The following is an 18912-nucleotide window of genomic DNA, read 5'->3' as shown; positions in this document are numbered from 1 at the left end:
CCCGTTTAAAAATATAAATGGAAATAAAAAGTCAATTTTTTAGATGGTCATTAGAAAGGTCAGCGTCTGAAGTTGATTCAAGTTCACCTTCTCCAACGACTTGCATTTGTCGCAATAAATCAGCGAGATATTTTTGTTCAATATGCTGGTGTCGGCGCTGAACTGTCTTATCAGAACGATGCAGTGACGGAGGACAAGGAAGCGGATAAAGCTGATAGATTTTTTTTAAATAGTCTTCGACAAGTAGGTACGTTCGAAGTAAGTCGACTGGTTTTCCGATTTTGTTGCTAATGTGAATTGCACGGGTAATCTGATTGAGATTATTGCCAATTTTTGCAAGTTGGAATGCAATGCTTTCGCTATCTTCTTGCGTCCTGTGATTTGACTCTTTTTTCTTCGCTACAACATGCGATTCACGAATTGAAGATCGATCAACATTCAAATTATTTTGAATATAACAACTCACGCTAAATCGAATAAAATCACTTACAGTTTTATTTAATAGACTTGCTGAATCTCTAATTATCTCTAATTCATCATCATTTAAACGCAATTCAAGTCGACTTACTCTTCTTGATTTTTTAATAACATTAGCAACAACCATAATACACCTAAAAACCGTCAATCTATTTTTAAGCTATAATAAATTTTAAAATAATAAAAGTGTTTTTTGATAGGAATTTTAAAATAATTTATATGTAGAATAAATAGTTACTCTAAAAATTTAAAACAAACACATTATTAAAAGTAGCGGTTTGGCTGCAAGCCAACCAGATTCCGTTCGTACACAATTACAACTTTTGTTGTTATTGTGTACGGACAGGGTACTCTGGCTCAACCGATTATTTTCATATTTTATGTACTTTGGACTATTAAGTGATATATTAAATATCACAAAGACTAAACACGTTCTAATTTTCAAATAAAAATAAGATCATGATCTATAGAAGATATACACCAAGAGGAATTTTAAATTTATTCTATAATTAAAACATATGCTTAACTAAAAACAACATCTAAGTTTAAAGTTTATTCTCTTAAATTAAATTAGATTAAATATTTAATCTAATTATTAAATAAATAATAGTTTTCATAAGAAAAATATTAAAATGATCAACATAAAAAACTCATAAACCCCAACTAAAACAAAAAAGCAATTAAGAAATCAAAACCCAACCACAAAAAACAAAAGTAGTAAACCGAAGAAAATACTAAAGATTAATTACTGTTATAATAGATAAAAATTAATTAAAAAAAAATAAACCTATTTCTTGATCTTTTATACACAAATCATTTTTACACAAATAAAACATGGTAGCTTTCAATGTATAGAAACTTGTTTTACTCTTCAGATCCTAATTAACAACATGAGGATTTTAAGACAACAGGCTTTCTTCAACTGCATTAAAAACTGAAGAGGTCAAAATGATAAAAAATCTTTATCTAATAAAATTAATTATTAGATATAAAAAAACTGGAGCAAGACTTTCAAATAAAAATGCGGAGGTTCAACAATGAGTAAATATTTTGAACTGCTGGATTGGGTCACCGCAGAAAAGTTTTGTGAATTGACGGGTGAACAGATCACGAACCTAAAGAATCTTAGGCCTCACTGGGAGGAAGGAAAAGTCTGGGTGAAAGTGTCTGATCGAAAAATTCTATATAGTTTGAAAGGTTATAACGCATGGGTCGAACAAGCAGCTCAGGTCTACCAAAAGGCACAAGAGCAAGATCGGGAAAAATACAGATTAACTTTAAATGGAACGACAAGCGCGAGTGGTTCACCCTCGACCTCATCGATACCCCAGCCAACTTCATTAAGGCGGCTAAGATTAGAGAAGATTTTGTAAACAAGGCTAAATACGGGATATTAAAAATCGAGGATATCGAAGCTGTCACCGCCAAACCCATCAAAAAAGCTGACGCTGCGCAAAAAATATTGCCAGCGTCAAATGCTCCGACATTTGCTCACTATGCCCAAGAATACCTTTATAACCTTTCAGATCATAAGCAAGGCACCAAGAAAAAATATCTATCAATTTTGGAAAGGCTCTGGATGCCATTATTCGAAGATATGCCGATTAATACGATCACCAGTCAAATGTTGCGTACAGCCGTCAATGGACGTGAATGGTCATCGGCTAAAACTCGAAATGATGCTTTGATTCCATTACGTGGCGTATTCGAATTAGCTTGTGATGATGAGGTGATTGATAAGAATCCATGTGACCGATTGAAAAATCAGAAAACTCAGGAGGATGAACCCGATCCATTCAATGAAATGGAAAAGGAAATAATACTGAACTGGTTAAAAGAGAAATATATTGCAGACTACCCAACCGTGTATTGGTATTTTGTGGTGGCATTCTGGACAGGTTGCCGTCCATCAGAAATTATCGCACTCACTTGGCAGGATGTAGATTTTTTAAATAAACAGATTTACATCAATAAAGGTCGTGTGAACGGCGTTCAGCAAGAAACCACTAAAACAAATAAAGCTAGATTTGTAGATTTAAATGATTTTGCTTTCGAGGCATTTCAACAACTTAGATTACTAACCTACCTCAAATATGAGCACGTATTTATCTGTGATGAGACAGGTAGGGAATTTACTACGCAAAAATCATTGAGCGAAAAGTTTGTAGCCTCACTGAAAGCGAATGGCATACGTTATCGCCCTGCCTATAACACTCGTCATACATATGCGACTGTATGCTTAATGAATGGACTTAATCCAGTTTATGTGGCTTCACAGCTAGGGCATAGTTTAGTGATGCTAATGATGCGTTATGCCAAGTGGATTAATTCAGATAAGAACAAAGAAGAGATTGCTAAAATTTCGAATAGTGCCAAAATTGTGCCAAATAAAAAGGGAATCAAACTATCTATTTGATTCCCTTTAAGATATTTGGCGGAAGCGGTGAGATTCGAACTCACGGAGGACTCACACCCTCGTCGGTTTTCAAGACCGGTGCATTAAACCGCTCTGCCACGCTTCCAACGAGCGCTATAATATAAATAAAAATTGAAGTTGGCAAATCTTTTATTTAATTTTTTAATTCAACCGCTCAAAATAAAAACAAAATATTTCAGATTTTGAGTTTTTATCTACTTATTCCTTCTTTTCATCTTAAAAAACTTTCTTTTGAGATTCTTAGCTATCTTTGACAGCAGAACACTCTTGGCATAACTAAATGATATTCTTCCATCTTTTTGATAACATACTCACAAAGATAAGAAGCTTTACTCAGGGTATTCTGCCCTTTGCAATTACTGATAAGTTTTAATTCCTGATGTAGTTTCTAACGAAACTATCTATATGAAAGAAGTTTTGGCCATATGATGAATCGCAAACTATTAACGGTTGAAGGTTATCAACAATTACAAGATGAGTTAAATGATCTTGTAAGAAAAGAACGTCCAGAGATTACTAAAATTGTGTCATGGGCAGCCAGTCTTGGTGATCGCTCAGAAAATGCAGACTATCACTACAACAAAAGAAAACTACGTGAAATTGATCGTAGAATTAGATACCTAACCAAACTATTTGAAGTCGCACATAAAGTTGAATATAGCCCAGAACAAGACGGAAAAGCATACTTTGGAGCATGGGTTGAGTTAGAAAATGACGAAGGCGAAGCTATTAAATTTCGCATAGTCGGCGATGAAGAAATTTACGGTCGTAAGGATTATATTTCTTTGCAATCGCCTATGGCAAAAGCTTGTTTAGGTAAAAGTATAGATGATGAAATACAAGTTCAAACTCCTAAGGGTAAAATGATTTGGTATATAACAAACATCTCTTATCAATAATTTAATTTTTATTACAATATAATTAAGTGAAATATAATATTGAATTATATTGTCATTGAAAATCAATATAGCTCATTGATTTTTAATATACACCTATATAAGCTCATGTATAAAAATAAAAAACATAAAAATTAAAATTAAAAAAAATAAATAAAATGCCATCGATAATAGATTAAGAACCAAACAAAATTTTATTTTTATAATAAAGAGATTATTTAACTATGAAAGGTATAAAAATTTCTGCTATATCAACCTATCATCCAGAAACAATTAGAAATAATGATTACTATTTAAATAAATTTGAAGATAAAGACAGTTTAAATAGAATTTTTGAAAAAGTAGGTAGAAATAAAAGGCATGTAATTATTGATGAGGAAGAAAATGCTCTCACAATGGCAATTCATGCTTCAAAAAAATTATTAAAAAATTATAATATTTCACATGATAGTATTGATATTATTATCTTTTCCTCTACAACATTACAATATCTATCTCCAACTAATGCTTTACTTATTCATTCAGAACTAAATATTAAAACTGACTGTATATGCTTTGATATAAATGCTAATTGTTTAGGAATGTTTGTTGCCCTTGAACAGGCATCAGTTTTACTAGCGTCTAAAGAGAGCTACAAACGTGCACTAGTGATTGGATCTGACCATCTAACAATGCTCGGAGATGAAAAGCAACCAATTCCTTCAACAATTGTAGGAGATGCAGCAGCAGCCATAATACTTGAAAAAAATACTGGTGATTCAGGCATTATTGACAGGATGTATCAGACAGATAGTAGTTTTTGTAAAACTATTGTTTTTCCTCCTCATGGTTTAACGAATTACCATAGTAAGGAACAAAAAATTCATTGGGCACCATTTACTGGTTTAGAAAGCGTGGAATTTGCTGCGGACGCGTTAGAAAAGTTATTAAAGAAAAATAATTTAAAAATTGAAGACATATCTTGTTTTTTATTATCTCAATTTACAAAATCTAATATTGACATTCTCCAGGATAAAATCAATATACCTACTGAAAAAATTGAATATATTGGAGATCAATATGGGTATACAGGAGTAAGTAGTTTTTTTATTGCCTATAAAAAACGTTTAGAAAAATCACTTATAAATAAAGGCGATATTATTGTTTTTTGGTCTTTAGGAGCAGGTTATCAGACCGGTGTAATGTTATGGAAGATTTAATGAAAAATAACTTATAAAAATATTACCTTAGTTAAAAGATACTTTTTTAACAAGTATCTTTTAACTTCAATTTAATTATAAACAAATTAAATTTATTAGAACAAAACTAAATTATTTTATATTTTCAATTATTTAACTTATATCAATTTACCTAGTATCTAAATCAAATTTCACGTTGTACTAACACGATGGCTACAAAATGTAGCATTTTATACCCTATTTTCTCACAACAGAAGTGTATAAATTTTCTTCCTTAAGAAATTCATGTGTTTATGATGATATATCGAAGTTTTAATTGTACAAAATTTGACATTACTTTTTTTCAATATTATGATGCGCGCAGTTTAAATGTTGAGCATTTTTTAACCCACTCGAAAACTATGTAGATTTTCTACACAGTTTGTTTTTTTCATTTCATGTCATTTTGAATGACGTCATGACTGCCCACCCCTTATTGAATTTATCAACTTTTAGAAGTTATGGCAGCTTTTTGTCTGACTTTTAGGGCATAAATTATCTGTAGCGGAGACAACATGCACAGTAATTCAAGTTCTGGGTCGAGGCTTTGCCTTAACTCTTTATTTTCTTCTCTCCCGTTAAAAGCTCTTGCACTCAGTACTATATTTCTCCCATTTCATAGTCTTAATGCAGGAAAAACCCTACAGTACAATACTGTAGTTAACACAAACACTTTAACTGTTGTTGCGGTAGAAAGCCCGACAACCGTTTTCAAAGAAGATCAGTTTTTACATGGTTTTGGTTATGACTTAGCACGTAACTATGCACAGAACCTAAATGTAAAGCTGGACTTTAAAATCGTGGCAGACAATGCCACTGCACTTAGATGGGTTCAGCAAGGTAAAGCAAACTTTGCGATGACTACAGCAGGTTTAAGCACAATCGAAAACAAAGGTTTAATGTCGTTTTCTGCAAGTTGTGGTGACACAGCAAATTTGCAAAAAAATGGCTTAAATCCTGAGTTAAGTTGGGTATTTAAACAGGCTGATGACCCACTCACACAGACCGCCAGCGGCTTTGTATGCCAAAGTAAGCAAAATGGTGTGACCCAACAGCTTGCCTCTTTTTATAATCGCAATGTGGTGAAACCAGAAGCATGGTCAACCATTCAACGTGACTTAAGCACACGTTTACCGATTTACAAAGCGAGCTTTAAACAAAGCGCAGCGAAGTATGATCTAGATTGGCATTTACTTGCCGCAATTGGTTATCAAGAATCATATTTAAAGCCAGAATCTGTTTCTCCCACAGGTGTGCGTGGCTTAATGATGTTAACCAATAGTACTGCTCGAGCAATGGGTGTAAGCAATCGTAGCGATCCTGCTCAGAGTATTCAGGGCGGCGCGAAGTATTACGATCTGATGCTAACTGAATTTGATAATATTCCGTTCCCTGATCGGAACTGGTATGCGCTGGTGGCCTATAACATGGGACCAGGTGCGGTAAGTCAGATTCAGAAGCGCTTGCAATCTCAAGGGAAAGATCCGAACAAATGGGTCAACCTCTATGACTATTTGCAAAGCAATAAAACGCGAAATGGTCGATATAAGCAAGCAGTTCAATATGTCACTCGTATCCGTGCTTATCTTGAACATATCAAAACGGCGCAAACACGAATCAATATCTAATTTTTATTTTTAAAAGTTGATAAATTCATTGTTTGTACGAATAAAAAGCTTACCTCTTTGGGTAAGCTTTTTATATGAATTCTTTTAAGTTTAAGCAGTATGCTCTAATACTTTCTTAAACAAATCTTTTTGTTCTTGGCTTGGCTTAGCTGTTTGTAAAGCCATTAATTGAGACATGTCGCCTTGAACTTTAATTTTACCAGTCATGAATGCCTGCATAGCAGCAGCCATATCAAACTCTAAGAACACTTTACGTAAAGTCTCAGCATCCATATTTAAAGTTGTTTTGGCATTTGAAGACAAACCTTTTTGGATTTTACCCCCATCTAAAGCTAATTCGGTATTTCCAGAAGCATCTGTAACTACTAAATTAATTGCCAAGTTCGCAAGAGCGGGCGGCAAATTAAGATCACCTGCTTCAGCAGTTAATTTTTCGACAGTCGCAAACCAATCTTCAGTTAAAAATGCAGGCATGATTCTTCCTCAAATTTATTTGTTCAATTTCTCTGGTTGTCTATCCAGACAACATCATGTGAAGCAATTCTGCTTGTGGCTTGTTATAGCATGTAATTTAAATTTTGGGCTATGACTTTTTGTACGGAACATTCATTTTTTAGTATTTTGATACATTAAAGGCACTTGTTTATAAAGTGCCTTTAACATTTTTTATGCTAGCGTTTATTCAGCAGCAAAGCTTAAGTTCACGACATCTAAACGGTTCTTAAGCTCTTCCGGATCTTTAATATCCAACTCGCGCTGAGAATCTAGGGCCTCGAAGTCAAACAATTCGCGGTCTGCTAACTGAGACGGAGATACGTTTTGTAATGCCCCGAAAATGCTGTGTAAGCGCTTCGGATATTGTTTATCCCATTCACGTAGCATTTCATTAAGCATGGCACGCTGTAGGTTTTCCTGCGAACCACAAAGATTACATGGAATGATTGGGAACTGACGAATCTCGGCATATTTAATAATGTCTTTTTCTTCAACATATGCCAAAGGACGAATCAAAATGTTCTTTTTATCTGACGATAAAAGCTTTGGAGGCATCGCCTTTAAGCTACCGCCATGGAACAAATTCAAGAAGAACGTTGCAATGATGTCATCACGATGATGACCTAAAGCAACTTTAGTCGCACCAATCTCTTGTGCAAATCCATATAAAGAACCACGGCGTAAACGTGAACACACTGCACAGTAGGTTTTACCTTCAGGTGTTAAGCGTTTAGTAATGGTATAGGTGTCTTTTTCTAAAATGTAATATGGAATGTTGTTCTCTTCCATATAACGAGGCAAAACATCTTCAGGAAAGCCTGGTTGTTTTTGATCGAGGTTAACCGCAACCACCTCAAAATTGATTGGTGCAATACGCTTAAACTGCAACAAAATATCGAGCAAGGTATAACTGTCTTTACCACCAGACACACACACCATGACCTTATCGCCATCTTCAATCATATTGAAGTCACGAATAGCATGCCCAACTTGACGGCGAAGCTTCTTGAGCAAACGGTAATAGGCCGAGCTTGTTGGAAGTTCAGGCTTAAAATTAAATCCCTGATTGGACTCAACTGGCGCGTACATAGACGAGATATACCCATAAATAAAAATACCGCGCAATTTTATATGATTCAGAAGAGAATCGCATCAAAAGAATAGTTTCAATTCTTGAAGTCGTCACATTGCTCGTGCATGATGCAAAACACATGCTCTATTTTGACTGAAGCGTTCAAAATTTGTGCAAAATGCTTACTTTTTGGACTTTTCCACAGTTTTCCACAAAACCTGTGGATAAAATTGTGGATTTCTTCGTACTTGACAAACTGTTTTGGCCTTCTGTTAAGGGTTTTCTTTAAATTGATCATTTTTTAACCAATGTTTTTTATTATTAATAATCAACAAGTTAACCATGTCAATAGAATCATTTTAAAAAAATTTTTTAATTTTTTTTGATGAGCATTCGAACAAATCAGCTTGATTTTTTGAAAGAGTCGAAATAAAAAAAATTACACAAATCTTCTTTAAGTAATATTTTTTGATAAACTCTTTTCCAAGTTTTGAGTACCTAAAAATTGTGAATAACATAAAATGAAAAATTCGGTTCAATTTCTTGTTTCTTGTTTGCTGGGGATGACCACTTTTACGGTCGGTACAACTTCGAGTTCAGCGGGTCAAATGTATATTTACCAAGATAAAAACGGTAGTACATTACTCACCAACCGAAAAAGCTATGACCACTCTCTTAAAAAAGTAAAAGTGACCTATTATCCTGATAGTAATATTCACAGTTATACAAACTGGGGAGCATCAGAAGCTTCTGTTTTGCCAAGCTACAATAAAAATAAGAACGCTTTCGACCACATTATTAGACAAGCTGCACAACAACATGGTGTTTCAGAAGGTCTAATTAAAGCCGTTATGCACACCGAGTCAGGATTTAACGTAAGAGCTCGTTCGCCAGTAGGTGCTCAAGGCTTAATGCAGCTCATGCCTGCGACTGCCCGTCGTTTTAATGTCTCTAACGCCTATGACCCGCAACAAAATATTTTTGCAGGCGCTAAATATTTAAGCTGGTTACTCAAGCGTTTTAATGGAAACACGCAAATGGCGCTTGCGGCTTACAATGCTGGTGAAGGTAATGTCGACAAATACGGCGGTATTCCACCTTTCCGTGAAACACAAGATTATGTGCGCCGTGTGACAAGCCGATATCAAAACTTATATGCATCTGGTTCAGGTTTTTCATCTTTTACGAATACTTCAGCGCAAACTGTTTCTCATTCTTCTAATTTGGTAGAAAACACAACAGCTCAAATCACGACTCAATCACCTAAATATTCATCTTCTCGTCAAATCGTGACTTTATCTGACGGTACCTATACCGATGCACCAACGGGCACTTATGTCACCAATAATGCCACTGCAATTGCCCATATACGAATTGAATAAACAGTAAAGAAGAACGGCGGCTCACAGTTCTATTTAGGTTAGTTTAGATGTTTTAAATTGTAATGATCTATTACCTGATCTTTACCATTTTGACGAATTTGGCCAATTATTCTTTAAATTTAGGTACATTCTGCTACATGAAAGAATGTATCAATTCCTTATTTTTTTCTTGAATTTTTCCCCCAAGCCCCGCATATTAGCTTCATGATTTCGAATTTGTAAATCAGATAACATTTTATTTATAAGAGGATTTTCTCAATGATGCGGATTGGTTTGTTTTTGCTTACCAACCTCGCGGTACTGGTTGTAGCTGGCATTATTTTGTCACTCTTCGGTGTCGGTAGTTACCATGGCGCGGGTGGCTTGAATCTAGGCAACCTTTTAGTGATCTGTTTTGTGTTTGGTATGGTGGGATCTTTAATCTCGTTATTCATGTCAAAATGGATGGCTAAGAAAACGACCGGTACAGAACTGATCGACCCGAATGCTCCTCGTAACCAAGCTGAAAGCTGGTTATTGCAAACAGTCGCTGAACTTTCTCAACGTGCTGGTATTAACATGCCAGAGGTTGGTATTTTTCCATCATATCAATCCAATGCCTTTGCAACAGGTTGGAACAAAAATGATGCCTTAGTTGCCGTTTCATCTGGTCTACTTGAACGTATGAACAAAGATGAACTACGTGCAGTGCTTGCGCACGAGATTGGTCACGTTGCGAATGGTGACATGGTTACCCTAGCGCTCATCCAAGGTGTTGTGAACGCCTTTGTTATGTTCTTTGCGCGTGTCGTTGGTGACTTTATCGACCGTAATGTCTTTGGTCGTCAAGACGATGAAGCCCCTGGTATGGGTTACTTCATTATTACCATGGTATTGGATATTGTCTTTGGTATTCTCGCTTCTGCCATTGTGATGTGGTTCTCTCGTTATCGTGAATACCGTGCTGATGAAGCAGGTGCACGTTTAGCAGGTAAACAAGCAATGATTTCTGCATTATTACGTCTACAAGCTGAGACTGAAATGCCAGATCAAATGCCAAAAGAAATGAAAGCCTTCGCAATTGCGGAAGGTAAAGAACAAGGTTTCAGCTTAGCTGCTTTGTTCCAAACCCACCCAACAATTGAACAGCGTGTGGCAGCTTTACATCAATTAGATTGCCCATAAAACGTTTAATGTAAAAATAAAGCCTCCAAATGGAGGCTTTATTTTTTATTACATGGTTTGATAGAAACTCCAAAGATAGCTTGCGCCCCACCAAACAGCTAATCCAATTAAAAGCAGTACAAGCGCACCTACTAAATCGGGAATATGCAACCATAACCAACTGACAACAGGATTTCGCCAGAAAGCTGAGTTCTGCTGCTTCTTTTCGAGCTTTTCATGTAAGTATGGATGAACGACATGAATATCACTCTGAATCGCATATTCTTCGCGTATATGCGTATGAACTACATCTAGTGCTTTTCGACTGGGTCTTATAAAAATATCAAAAATAGTCCCAGCCACAGGAACAAAGCCTACTACAGCATCTACAACAGCGAGTTTGATGACTGGAGTCAACTTATGCTGAGGCACACCAATTTGTTTAGCTTTATAGATGGCATAACAGGTCAATGCAAAACCAGCGACATCACCGGCAAACGGAATAGTACTCAGTGCAGCATCGGCACCAATGCCCTGCTTTGTAAAAGGAATGCGAACCGTACTGTCCATCATGGTTGCAAACTTGGCCAGATCTCGTTCTAGTGCGATGACCTGTTGCTCTGTTAATTTTTTTTCTTGAGGCATTTAAATCAAATATATGAAGAGTAGTTAATCTTAATATACTTGATTTAATACCTGTTTTTAAATTATTTACTTAACGAGTAGCTTTCGATCTAAACAAGGAACGCAGCAACACGTACATGACTGGAATAAAGAAAAGAACCAGTACTGTACCAAACATTACGCCACCTAAAATACTAATACCGATTTCTTGACGGCTTACAGCCCCTGCCCCTTGCGCAAAGACAAGAGGAATCACACCTGCACCAAAAGCCAAAGAAGTCATTAAAATCGGTCTTAAACGTAAGCTCGCGCCTTCTAAAGCTGCTTCAATTGCATTCTTCCCTTTTTCTTGAGCCAAGGCGGCGAACTCAACAATTAAAATTGCATTTTTACAAGACAATCCAATTGTGGTTAACAGTGCAATTTGGAAATACACATCATTTGGGAGGCCAAAAATATAAGAGAAAATGACACTTCCTCCCACCCCAAGCGGAATAGAGGTCATTACCGCAGCGGGAATGCTTAGACTTTCATAGAGTGCAGCTAAACATAAGAAGATAAAGCCTGCGGAAATTAAATATAACCAGACAGCCTGATTTGTCGACTTCTGCTCTTCAAAAGATAGACCTGTCCACGCCAAGCCAACATCTTTTTGCTGATTTACAAGTTGTTCAACATCTTTCATTGCCTGACCTGAACTACTGCCGCTTGCAACATCTGCTTGTAACTGCAAGGCACTATAACCCATATAGCGTTTTACGATTTCAGGAGCACCACCCCAACTGAAATTAGCAAATGAGCTAAAAGGTACCATTTCATTTTGGTTATTACGTACAGACCAATTATATAAATCTTCCGGTTTTGATCTGAACTGGGCATCACCTTGAATCATAACGCGCTTGATACGACCACGGTCAATAAAGTCATTTACATACGTTCCCCCCCATGCACTCGACAAAGTATTGTTAATCGCGGGTAGCTCTAATCCATTTGCTAATGCTTGTTTCTGATCAATTTTGATATTGAGGTTTGCTTTACTATTAGTAGATTGCTTATCAAAGTTTTCAAAACTTGAATAGTTTTTGCTCTGTGTTTGCAACTGACGGAAGGTGTTATCTAGAAAATCTTGCCCTTGCCCATTCAAATCTTGAATCCATAAATCCAGACCATCGGTTTGACCCAAACCATTGACTGAAGCGGGTAATGTCACATTAATTTGTGCATTATTGAATTGACTAAAATATTTCATCGCACGCTTTTGTATAGCGTCAGCTGAATTTTCTTTTCCAGTACGCACATCCCAAGGTTTTAAGGCAATAAATCCTTGAGCCAAGTTTTGGCCAGTACCAGAATAATTTCGGCCATAGCGAATCAAAACCAGATCTACATTCTTATCTTCTTGGGTTAAGAAATACTGACGGACTTGTTCTCCAATTTTCTGACTTTGCGAGATTGGCGCACTATCAACAAGTTTAATTTGAACACTTAAAATGCCTTGATCTTCTTTAGGAATAAATCCACTTTTTAAACCACTATAGAACAGTGCAAAAACAGCAATCAAAGCCACAAAAATCACGATAACCGATTTACTATAACGGATGCTTGTTTGAACGATCTTGATATATTGATTTTTAAGTTGATCAATTTTTTTATTAAACCAAACTGCCCAGCGCATAGGCTCTGGATTCGGTTTTAAAATTAAAGCGCATAACGCAGGTGTTAAGACTAATGCCACGACGAGTGATAATGCCATAGCCGCAACTAAGGTAATGGAAAACTGACGGTAAATCACGCCAATTGAACCACCTAAAAACGACATTGGAATAAAAACAGCAGTTAAAACCAATGTAATTCCGACTAAGGCACCACTAATTTCTCCCATCGACTCAATGGCTGCTTCTTTCGGTGTTAAATGCTGTTCATGCATGAGCCGTTCAACATTCTCAACCACCACAATCGCATCATCTACTAGCAAACCAATGGCGAGCACCAATGCAAAAAGCGTTAAGGTGTTAATACTAAAACCGAGCACATATAAAACAGCAAAGGTTCCTAAAATAACAACAGGAACGGTAATACTCGGAATGAGTGTAGCGCGCCAGCTTTGCAAGAACAGGAACATCACCAAAATAACTAAAATAATGGCTTCAATAAGCGTCTTTACAACTTCTTTAATAGACTCTTGAACAAACGGCGTATTATCTCGTGGATAAACAATTTTATAGCCAGCAGGTAGCTTGGTTGTAAGCTGATCTAGAGTTTGATGGATGAGTTTAGAGGTCTGAATCGCGTTTGCACCAGAAGATAGTGAAATGCCTAAACCAGCGGCCGGATAGCCATTAATAGTGTTAAAAGACTGATAATTTTCTGCACCCAACTCGACTCTAGCAATATCTTTTAAGTAGACATAGCTCGCTGTTTGATTTGCTTTCACTACAATATTTTTAAAATCTTCGACTGTTTTTAGTCGAGACCCTGCGGTGACTTTCGTATTTAAATATTGTCCATCAATGACAGGTAAATCACCGATTGCACCTGCGGCAACTTGTGTATTTTGAGCAGTGATTGCATTCGCTACATCACTTGGCATTAAATTATATTGTTTTAATTTCTCTGGATTTAGCCAGATTCGCATCGCATATTGCGAACCGAAAACATCAGACTCACCCACCCCTTCAATACGGTTCAGATCATCTACCACATGCGTAGTTAAATAGTCCGATAGCTCAATATTGCCCGATTTACCTGTAGAGTCATATAAGCCTACCACCATAAAAGTATCACCGAGTGACTTACTCACGGTCACCCCTTGGCGTTGTACTTCATCGGGTAACCGTCTTATGACGCCACTAATACTATTTTGTACTTGGACCTGTGCTGTATCCGGATTTGTGCCATTATCAAAGCTAATGGTAATTCGGCTACGTCCTGATGAATCACTGGTAGAGCTGAAATAAAGTAAATTATCAATACCTTGTATTTGTTGTTCTAAAATCTGAGTAACACTTTGCTCAACCGTTTGCGCATCCGCACCACTATAACTTGCCGATACTGTAATTTTAGGAGGGGCAATATCAGGATAGCGCTCTACGGGTAAATTCAGCACCGAGAAAATACCAAATGCCATAACAATAATTGCGAGTACACTGGCAAAAATGGGACGCTGAATAAAAAATTTAGATAGCATGGCTGCTCAGAATTAGGTCGTCAATTAACAGATGGCAATACCAAATTTGCCCTCTTGATCATCAACCAGCGATATAAAAAAGACAAGTAGAATTAACACAATAAATGCAATTAGAACAAAAACAAAGCAAGAACTGGCATTTCCTACAAACCCATAAACAAGGTTTTAACAAGTGTCACTGAAAATTCATGAATTCTTCATGATCACGTCAAGTTCAATCATCAGACTAAATACGTTTCGACTAAAACAATATGAGTAGAATTATGTTTAAAAGAGCACTTTTATGCTTAAGTTTAATTAGCTTGGTTGGTTGTAATGATGACGATAAAACTGAAAACTCACCAACCACACCAGAATATCAATTTCCTAAAATTTTAGTGGTAGGTCACCGCGGCGCGAGCGCTTTACGTCCTGAACACACGTTAGCTTCATATCAAAAAGCGATTGATGATGGCGCAGATTTCATTGAACCTGATCTAGTCTCTACAAAAGATGGCGTATTGGTTACTCGCCATGAAAATGAGATTGGTGGAACAACCAATGTAAGCACTTTAAGCCAGTTTGCAGACCGTAAAACAACAAAAAATATTGATGGTAAAGACTTAACAGGTTGGTTTACAGAAGACTTCACTTTAAGTGAATTACAGCAGCTTAAAGCGCGTGAACGCATTCCAGAGTTCCGACCAGCAAACACAGCCTATAATGACCTATACCCTGTCCCGACTCTAGAGCAAGTGATTGAACTGGCTGAAGCAAATTATAAGAAAACGGGAAAAATTATTGGTTTATATATTGAAACCAAACATCCGACTTACTTTAAAAATCAGAAACTGGCAATGGAAGATACCCTTCTTAAAACCTTAGCCAAATACGAATATACACGTGATATTGCACCTGTCTATTTACAGTCTTTTGAAGTGAGTAATCTAAAATATTTAAAAGATCAGCTCGACCTTCATAAAACGATTAAACATGCACAAATTATTCAATTATATGACGCTAAAACTTCGCAACCAGCCGACTTCGTTGAATCTGGTGAAACTAAAACTTATGCCGATTTAGCCACAGCACAAGGCTTAAAAGACGTGGCTAAATATGCAAACGGTGTAGGGCCAAGCAAAGGCTATATTCTTAACTTTAATGACAGTGGCTCAGTTCAAACAACTTCGTTTATCACTGATGCACATACAGCTGGGTTAAAAGTACATCCTTATACTTTCCGCCCAGAAAATTATTATTTACCAACGCATTTAAAGTGCAGTCAAGATAAACCAGCGGAGCGCTGTCCATCTGGTGCTTTAAAAGAGTTTGAAGCCTATTTTAAAGCTGGTGTTGATGGAGTCTTTACAGATGACCCGGCACTTGGCCGTGAAGCCGTTATTAATTATGAAAAAGCCACAAAATAAATAAAGTTTTTAATAAAAAAACAGGGCAATAAATGCCCTGTTTTTTTATTTCTCTACAACATTATCAAAATAAAGTGGGATCCACTGATATTGCTCAGCATTTACTTTATAAACATGGCCAATGCCCGGAAATGGTAAATGTGGTGCGGCAACCCATTGTTGCTTATTTGAAATTTCAGCAAGCATTTTTAAACGTGTATTAATCGCCTGCTCAGAATTCACATCAAAATCTACCCCAGTTTTTGGAGCATCAAATTGCAATGAATGTGAGTGGACAATGTCTCCAACAAAAATGATTTGCTGATCATTACTTTTTAAACGGAAGCTATGGTGGCCTGGTGTATGACCACGCGTATCGATTACCTCAAAACCTTGAATGACATCGCCGTCTTTAAATGTCTTGAATGCTTTTTTTGCTTGGTATGGAGCAAGAGCAGTTTTTACGTTTTTAACAGTGCCCAAATAATTTTCTTTTTTGTCTGCAGGTACTGTTTTTTCAGAAGCTGGATTTAACCAGTAATCAGCTTCACGCTCATGTGCATATACAGTTGCATTAGGAAATACAGCTTTTCCATTTTGAGCAATACCACACACATGGTCTGGGTGTAGATGAGTAAGTAAAACAGTTTTTACATCAGCAAGCTTATAACTTGCTAATTCAATATTTTTTGCAATCGAGCCAAGTTGCGGGCCAAAACAACTTGCTGCCCCACTGTCTACAAGCGTTAAACTTTTTCCATCATCAACTAAAAATGCATTTACCGAGGTTTGAATCCCTTTCTCATTAACAGCAGCATATTTGGTTAAGATTTTAGTTTTCTGGGCCTGATTTAAATTTTTGAATAAATCAGGATTTAAATAAATCGTACCATCAAGTAAAGAGGTTAAGCGGTAGTTTCCAAATTGATGGTGATAATATCCTGGTACTTGCGGGGTTGCTGTTGGCTCAGCATAACTTGCATGGATGCTTCCAATTGCAAGGCCCAACGCTACACATAATTTTTTCATCTTTTCTTCTCTATTGAGTTATAAAGTCGAAATCTTTAAAAAAGATTTAATAATTTTTTAAGGGCTAGGGTATATAATGCATGAAAAGTGTCAGAAATATAAGTATATGAATAGCTATTCTCCCTATAAGGGTAAAAGCGGTCTTAAGCGCATATTAAATGCAACGGGCTACTCTATTTCAGGATTTAAAGCAGCTTATAAAAATGAGGCAGCTTTTCGCCAAATTGTTTTGATTAATATTATTTTGATTCCGGTTAGTTTTTTTCTTGATGTGAGCCGTAGTGAGCATGTACTACTGATTATTGTATGTCTTTTTGCAATGATCGTTGAACTATTCAACTCTGCTATTGAGGCTGTGGTTGACCGAGTCTCCCTTGAAAAACATCAGCTTTCTAAAAATGCAAAAGATATGGGAAGTGCTGCGCAATTTGTTGCACTCTCTATCATTGCTATTACATGGTTAATTATTTTATTAGGCTAAAAAAAACCATGCCTACAAGTAAATAAGCATGGTTGTAACAAAAGAGGAACTTCTAGCTGCTGTTCCTGTTTTTAATATAAATAATGGAACTTAATTATTTCTTAAAATTACGTGAAAAATAAAAAAAATCCCTGCATAAGCAGGGATTTTTTGGTTAATGCGTTGATGCGTTATTACATCATTCCTAACATCATCATTACCTTATATGAACTAGTATGAAGTAAAATCTTGAGCTAATGTCACTTAGTATTTTTTATGCTGAACTAGTCTTATATGACATTACCAATTTTTGTGAGTAGCCCCCTCAAAAATAGCGTTACTCACACTTCATGTTAAAAGATCTAAAAATCAAACGATTAAACCAACTAAAAAAAGTCTTTCGTATGAATCAGTACCATTAAATCCAGAATTTCCAACACTTAACTCGTTACAAATTATAATATCAATTATTGGTGTTGTTGTTAGGCACAATAGAGAGGTCAAATATTAAAACGAGACTAATATGTTTTTATTAAAAAATTTAGGAATTTTTTTATTCCTATTCCTTATTAATTTTAAAGTGAATGCTGTGATTTATAGTGGATATAGAGTGACAGGTAGTCCATCAACCAACAACTCAGCATCTACTCTCTTCATGATAGTTCTGGGAATTGGTGCTTCTTACTTTTACTACAGATCAATTAAAAACTGGATATATCGAAAAAAGGAAGGGGAAAAGCCTGAACGATTGTATGGATTGAGCGATTGGGGAGTAATGTTATTTGTAATGGCTCTCATGGCATTATTTGCTTCAGGTCTGGTCTTTGAAATAGTTGGTGCTTACGGCGGCAGAGAATTGGTCCGAGAGATATGGTACTGGGTTTATTTAGGCTTTTTCTCATTTCTTTTGTTCTTATACAGAACTTAAATATCAATAATATCTAGCCAATTAAAAAAAATACTAATCCCTTTATTACCCACTTTAAGTGGGTCTTCTTTAATTAATTTCCCGCAAAAATAAGTAAACTAGTATTAAACATTAAGAACTATTGACTACTTATATTGGTATACCAATATTTCTCTCATCAAGACAACAAAAAAGCACATCAGATTTCACCCAATGTGCTTTGTAAAATTGAAGGCTGAACAGCGAGATGGTGTTGAATATGAATTTACGACTGTACTTGATCGTACACACGACAACATTACAGTAACTACTAAAGATCGTTCACAATTATTTTTAGATCCAAGACAACTTGGTGAACATGACGGTGTTTTATTAAAACATATGATCGAATAAAGGACGGAAGAATAAAACCTCCAAATAAAGATGGACGTAAAGACTTCTGACTTAATAGTTATGTTCCTAGCTGTATTTTAGAAGGTTCTGAGGAATCCGAAATTCAGGAACTGAAAGCATGAAATCAGTTGAAGAAAAAGGTCGCATTAAGCGACCTTTTCTTTATGGCTGAATTAAATG

At 36.1% G+C, this 18912-nt stretch carries 15 protein-coding genes, 1 tRNA gene and 2 pseudogenes; 11 read left to right on the top strand and 7 right to left on the bottom strand.

Annotated features, from left to right (window positions below; all coding sequences use genetic code 11):
- Positions 1 to 31 precede the first annotated feature (31 nt).
- Positions 32 to 604: a plasmid mobilization relaxosome protein MobC gene (gene mobC / locus MKL33_RS02235; protein WP_086223014.1), complete on the bottom strand. Its 573-nt coding sequence runs from the start codon at positions 602 to 604 to the stop codon at positions 32 to 34.
- Between the two features lie 1080 nt (positions 605 to 1684).
- Between mobC and MKL33_RS02230 the strand changes: the two genes are divergently transcribed.
- A complete protein-coding gene (locus MKL33_RS02230; protein WP_249571516.1) occupies positions 1685 to 2893 on the top strand; it encodes a site-specific integrase in 1209 nt (402 codons plus the stop codon).
- Between the two features lie 16 nt (positions 2894 to 2909).
- Here MKL33_RS02230 and MKL33_RS02225 read toward each other — a convergent pair.
- A tRNA-Ser gene (locus MKL33_RS02225) sits at positions 2910 to 2999 on the bottom strand.
- Positions 3000 to 3342: 343 nt separating this feature from the next.
- Here MKL33_RS02225 and greB point away from each other — a divergent pair.
- From greB to MKL33_RS02210, 3 genes are all read left to right on the top strand, one after another.
- Complete coding sequence (greB, locus tag MKL33_RS02220) at positions 3343 to 3813, top strand: transcription elongation factor GreB (RefSeq protein ID WP_069036577.1); 471 nt, start codon at positions 3343 to 3345, stop codon at positions 3811 to 3813.
- Positions 3814 to 4034: 221 nt separating this feature from the next.
- Positions 4035 to 5009: a 3-oxoacyl-[acyl-carrier-protein] synthase III C-terminal domain-containing protein gene (locus MKL33_RS02215; protein WP_017399205.1), complete on the top strand. Its 975-nt coding sequence runs from the start codon at positions 4035 to 4037 to the stop codon at positions 5007 to 5009.
- A 533-nt stretch (positions 5010 to 5542) separates the two neighbouring features.
- Complete coding sequence (locus MKL33_RS02210) at positions 5543 to 6655, top strand: transglycosylase SLT domain-containing protein (protein ID WP_005067642.1); 1113 nt, start codon at positions 5543 to 5545, stop codon at positions 6653 to 6655.
- A 90-nt stretch (positions 6656 to 6745) separates the two neighbouring features.
- Here MKL33_RS02210 and MKL33_RS02205 read toward each other — a convergent pair whose 3' ends face one another.
- Positions 6746 to 7129 carry an SCP2 sterol-binding domain-containing protein gene (locus MKL33_RS02205; RefSeq protein ID WP_002118641.1) on the bottom strand — a complete coding sequence of 128 codons (384 nt, stop codon included), beginning with the start codon at positions 7127 to 7129 and terminating at the stop codon, positions 6746 to 6748.
- 204 nt (positions 7130 to 7333) lie between these two features.
- Positions 7334 to 8239 (bottom strand): tRNA 2-thiocytidine(32) synthetase TtcA, encoded by a 906-nt coding sequence (gene ttcA / locus MKL33_RS02200; protein ID WP_002118895.1) that lies wholly within the window; start codon positions 8237 to 8239, stop codon positions 7334 to 7336.
- A gap of 504 nt (positions 8240 to 8743) precedes the next feature.
- Here ttcA and MKL33_RS02195 point away from each other — a divergent pair.
- Both MKL33_RS02195 and htpX read left to right on the top strand, forming a co-directional pair.
- Positions 8744 to 9604 carry a lytic transglycosylase domain-containing protein gene (locus MKL33_RS02195; RefSeq protein WP_270906377.1) on the top strand — a complete coding sequence of 287 codons (861 nt, stop codon included), beginning with the start codon at positions 8744 to 8746 and terminating at the stop codon, positions 9602 to 9604.
- A 258-nt stretch (positions 9605 to 9862) separates the two neighbouring features.
- Positions 9863 to 10768 (top strand): protease HtpX, encoded by a 906-nt coding sequence (gene htpX / locus MKL33_RS02190; protein ID WP_002118851.1) that lies wholly within the window; start codon positions 9863 to 9865, stop codon positions 10766 to 10768.
- Positions 10769 to 10816: 48 nt separating this feature from the next.
- Here htpX and MKL33_RS02185 read toward each other — a convergent pair whose 3' ends face one another.
- Together MKL33_RS02185 and MKL33_RS02180 are read right to left on the bottom strand one after the other, a co-directional pair.
- A complete protein-coding gene (locus MKL33_RS02185; RefSeq protein WP_270906376.1) occupies positions 10817 to 11392 on the bottom strand; it encodes a DUF4112 domain-containing protein in 576 nt (191 codons plus the stop codon).
- Between the two features lie 70 nt (positions 11393 to 11462).
- The gene (locus tag MKL33_RS02180; protein WP_202724752.1) at positions 11463 to 14558 is read right to left on the bottom strand and encodes a multidrug efflux RND transporter permease subunit; all 3096 of its coding nucleotides are present in this window, start codon (positions 14556 to 14558) and stop codon (positions 11463 to 11465) included.
- Between the two features lie 263 nt (positions 14559 to 14821).
- Here MKL33_RS02180 and MKL33_RS02175 point away from each other — a divergent pair, with 263 nt between their 5' ends.
- Positions 14822 to 15964, top strand: coding sequence for a glycerophosphodiester phosphodiesterase (locus tag MKL33_RS02175; protein ID WP_161283128.1), 1143 nt, complete (start codon positions 14822 to 14824; stop codon positions 15962 to 15964).
- Between the two features lie 45 nt (positions 15965 to 16009).
- Here MKL33_RS02175 and MKL33_RS02170 read toward each other — a convergent pair whose 3' ends face one another.
- On the bottom strand, positions 16010 to 16972 hold the full coding sequence (locus MKL33_RS02170) for an MBL fold metallo-hydrolase (protein ID WP_270906375.1): 963 nt from the start codon (positions 16970 to 16972) through the stop codon (positions 16010 to 16012).
- A 106-nt stretch (positions 16973 to 17078) separates the two neighbouring features.
- On the opposite strand from MKL33_RS02170, the gene MKL33_RS02165 reads away from it, so the two are divergent.
- From MKL33_RS02165 to MKL33_RS02150, 4 genes and pseudogenes are all read left to right on the top strand, one after another.
- Positions 17079 to 17453, top strand: coding sequence for a diacylglycerol kinase (locus tag MKL33_RS02165; protein WP_002118962.1), 375 nt, complete (start codon positions 17079 to 17081; stop codon positions 17451 to 17453).
- A gap of 385 nt (positions 17454 to 17838) precedes the next feature.
- Positions 17839 to 17943 (top strand): annotated as a pseudogene (locus MKL33_RS02160) (LexA family transcriptional repressor); the annotation flags it as partial.
- 12 nt (positions 17944 to 17955) lie between these two features.
- The gene (locus MKL33_RS02155; protein ID WP_069037059.1) at positions 17956 to 18360 is read left to right on the top strand and encodes a putative four-helix membrane protein; all 405 of its coding nucleotides are present in this window, start codon (positions 17956 to 17958) and stop codon (positions 18358 to 18360) included.
- A gap of 201 nt (positions 18361 to 18561) precedes the next feature.
- Positions 18562 to 18726 (top strand): annotated as a pseudogene (locus tag MKL33_RS02150) (ATP-binding protein); the annotation flags it as partial.
- Positions 18727 to 18912: the final 186 nt, after the last annotated feature.

It is taken from the genome of Acinetobacter sp. AOR43_HL, from assembly GCF_027854635.1.
Taxonomy (GTDB): domain Bacteria; phylum Pseudomonadota; class Gammaproteobacteria; order Pseudomonadales; family Moraxellaceae; genus Acinetobacter; species Acinetobacter pittii.
The sequence above is the reverse complement of the archived record's forward strand: the minus strand, read 5'-3'. Positions and strand labels throughout refer to the sequence as shown.